We start from the raw sequence: 3,309 nt of genomic DNA, 5'->3' as shown, positions 1-3,309 counted from the left end.
GTCCTCCGTCCCGCCGGATCCCGGCCGGGTGACCTCCCCGCTGCCGTCCCTGCGGGGTGCGTCGTCCGAGAGCCCGCCCCAGAGCACGCCGGCGGCGAAGACGAACACCCTCGCCGTCGTCGCGTTCGTGCTGTCCCTGCTGTGCGTGCTGCCGCTGATCCCGATGATCCTGGGCATCGTCGCCATCCGGCAGATCCGCGCCCGCGGGGAGAAGGGGACCGGGCTGGCCGTGGCCGCGATCATCCTCAACGGCATCACGGTGGTCCTCGCCGCCGGCGTGCTCTGGGGCGGGCTCTCGGACGAAGCACCCCGCAGGGACGGCAGCGGGGAGGTCACCCGGCCGGGATCCGGCGGGACGGAGGACATCCGCGCGGGCGACTGCTTCAACACCCCCGACGACATGCGGGACTACGACGCGAGCGGCGCGCCCGCCGCCCCGTCCGTGGACATCGTGCCGTGCGGGCAGCCGCACGACGGGGAGGCGTTCGCGGTGTTCACCGTGGAGGACGGGGACGGAGCGTTCCCCGGCGCCGACAGGATCCGGGTGACGGCCGAGCAGAAGTGCGGCGAAACGGCCCTCGCCGGCTACCGCGGCACCGACGCGCCCCTCCCGGAGAGCCTGGAGCTCTACTACTACCTGCCGACGGAGAGCTCGTGGGACGACGGCGGCCGCAAGGTGACCTGCTTCGTCGGCGACCCCGCCGGGCAGCGCACCGGGTCGATCCGCCCGTCCGGCTCCTGACCCCCGGGCACGCCGTCACGGCCGGCGCCGGCGCTGCGGAGCCCTCCGCCGCTCCGCCCCGCCCGGACCGTCCAACCGCCCGCCCCCGCACGGCCGGACCCGCGTCCGGCGTGCGGGGGCGGCCCCGCCCGGTGGTCCGGGCGGGGCCGTCGGCGTGCGCGCCGGCTGTCAGCAGGTGACGACCTTGCCGTACGAGCCGCGGCCCCACGTCCACTCCCACTGCTCGCCGGGCTGGTAGGTCAGGCACGGGGAGTCGGAGCCCCAGTCGATGACGACCTTCAGGTGCATCGTCTCGCGGCAGGTGTTGGTCACCTTCACGTAGTTCCGGTGCTTGACGACGTCCCTCTTGACACACGCGGGCGCCGTCCCCGTGACCCCGAGCGCCGCCGCCGGGGCGGCGGTGAGGACGGGCGTGAGGGCCGCTGCCGCGAGGACCGCTGCGGTGCCCAGTGCCGTTCGTGCGGTAAGGCGCATGACGTCTCCCTGTTCGGTGGATGTCGGATCGGCCGCACCGGCCCGGTCGCTGCCGGGCGGCGCCGGCGACGACTCTTCCGCCTCGGCCCGGCGCGAGTCCAGCCGATGCCCCGAAAGGGGGTATGGCGGGACGTCCCGGGCCCTGGCCTGCCGGGACGCGCCGCGGCCGGAGGCAGCCGCGGGACGCACGCGCACCCCGGCGGGGTCAGCGCACCTCGACGACGGCCTTGCAGCCCGGGGCGACGGACGGGGTGGCGTAGGTGTACGTGGCCCCGTCGACGACCTTCGTGCGGACCGGCACCGGCACCCCGTTGACGGTGACGGAGGACCAGGTGCCCGGGAAGCGGGCCTCCCAGGTCCAGCGCTGCGAGCCCGAGGTGTGCTCCAGGACGGACCTGCGGGCGCCGTCGTGGCGGAGGGAGAAGCCGGAGCGGCCCACGCGCAGGTCGTCGACCTTCAGCCAGTCCATGCCGGACGGCAGCCGGGACTGCGTGGTGAGCCGGCGCGCCGGGGCGTCCGGGGTGACGCCGAGGAGTCCCTCGACCGTCTGCCCGACGAGGCTGAAGGACACCTCCGGGTAGTCGCCGTTGGCCCCCTGGGCGGCGTTGACGTGCTGGACGTCCTTGTGGTCGTACACGTGACGCATCCACTTCCAGGCCGTGTCCGCGCGGTTGCCTGCGAAGAAGGTGTCGGGCAGGTAGGTCAGCGCCTCGATGTTGCCGGGCCGGCCGTCGCCGGAGGCCTGCCGGTCGATGTAGTCGAGGTACGCCTCCCGGCGCGGTCCCGGTTCCATGATCTGCTTCAGCGGCATGAACCAGCTGTTCTCCTTGCCCCAGCCGGTCACCGGGCGCCCGTCGGTGGTCCAGCCCCGGACGGTGTCGGCGCCGGAGCCGCTGCCGCTCCACACCGTGTTGAAGTAGGCCTTCAGCTCGGCGGCCCGGGCGTCGTACGCGGCGGCGAGCGCGCCGTCCCCCTTGGCGCGGGCGAGGGAGGCCATCGCCGTGTAGGCGCGGTACTGGGCGCCGATGCCGTCGCCGGCCTCGGCGAGCGGCTCGTCGCTCTGCTCGTTGTAGCTGGCCGTGCCCTGGAAGATGCCCTTGCCGGTGCCCTCGGCGACCTTGACGGCTCCGTTGTCCTTCAGTCCGTCGTGCAGGTCGACGAACTCGCCGGTGGCGTGCCGGTAGAAGTCCCACAGCACCGGGTCGGTGAGGTAGCCGCGGTCGCCGCTCCAGCGGTACGCCTCCTCGGCCTTCTGCACCAGTTCGAAGGTGGCGGGGACCTCGCGCACGAACAGCGACGGGCTGCGGTAGTCGATGGACAGGGGGCTGTGGTTGTCGAAGTTCAGCGCCCACACCGGATAGAACTTGTGCTCGGCGGTGGCCGAGGCCGCGAACGTGCGCAGCATGGCCTTGTTCTCGGCGTGCAGTCCGAGCACGCCGGCGCCGGCGAGCTGGTGGGCGGTGTCGCGGGAGTAGTAGCCGCTGCGGTTGGCGTACCCGGCCCAGTAGGAGGGGCCGTAGGTGCCGGTTCCGGTTCCGCCGGTGTTGTTCTCGTCGACGTTCAGGGGCCCTTGGGTGCCGGGTAGGTGCACCCAGCTGTTGGCCTTGCGCTTGGCCCAGTCGAACATCTCGACGATCTTCGGGTCGGACGAACTGATCCGGGGGTCGGCCGGGGAGGCCGGGGAGAGCATGAGGTCGTCGGCGTTGAGCCAGCCGTCGCCCGATTCGAAGGCGATCTCCAGGCGGTCGCCGGGGGCGAGGGCGATCCGGCTGAGGGTTCTGCGGCGGTAGGCCGTTTCGGCGGGCAGGTCCAGTGCGGCCCGCTCGGTGCCGTTGACGCGGGCGGTGAACCGGCCGCGGGCGCCGCCCGTCGCGATCCAGGCCGATACGTCGTACGTGCCGCGGCCCCGGGCGGTGAGGGTCTGGGAGACCCTGCGGCCCGCTCCGGCATCCAGGTAGGCCAGCCGCTTCCCGCCGTGCGGCAGGTTCGTCGCGACGCCGGTCCCCGCGGTGAACCGCCAGCCGGTCCCGCCCTGTTCGAAACCGGGGTCCGCCAGGGCGAGCGGGGCCGGCTGGCGGTTCACCGCGGGGACC

Annotated in this window: 3 protein-coding genes; 1 reads left to right on the top strand and 2 read right to left on the bottom strand. The window is 73.7% G+C overall.

The features are described from left to right. Positions 1-742 (top strand): DUF4190 domain-containing protein (locus EF903_RS30585; RefSeq protein WP_221888801.1); only part of this gene is annotated, 742 nt, incomplete at its 5' end. Positions 743-910: 168 nt separating this feature from the next. Here the strand turns inward: EF903_RS30585 and EF903_RS30580 are convergent. Then, complete coding sequence (locus tag EF903_RS30580; RefSeq protein WP_125548235.1) at positions 911-1,216, bottom strand: hypothetical protein; 306 nt, start codon at positions 1,214-1,216, stop codon at positions 911-913. A 205-nt stretch (positions 1,217-1,421) separates the two neighbouring features. Beyond that, the gene (locus tag EF903_RS34485; protein ID WP_260616146.1) at positions 1,422-3,299 is read right to left on the bottom strand and encodes a hypothetical protein; all 1,878 of its coding nucleotides are present in this window, start codon (positions 3,297-3,299) and stop codon (positions 1,422-1,424) included. Positions 3,300-3,309 lie beyond the last annotated feature (10 nt).

The sequence above is a fragment of the Streptomyces sp. WAC05292 genome, assembly GCF_003949955.1.
GTDB classification, from domain to species: domain Bacteria; phylum Actinomycetota; class Actinomycetes; order Streptomycetales; family Streptomycetaceae; genus Streptomyces; species Streptomyces globosus.
The sequence above is the reverse complement of the archived record's forward strand: the minus strand, read 5'-3'. Positions and strand labels throughout refer to the sequence as shown.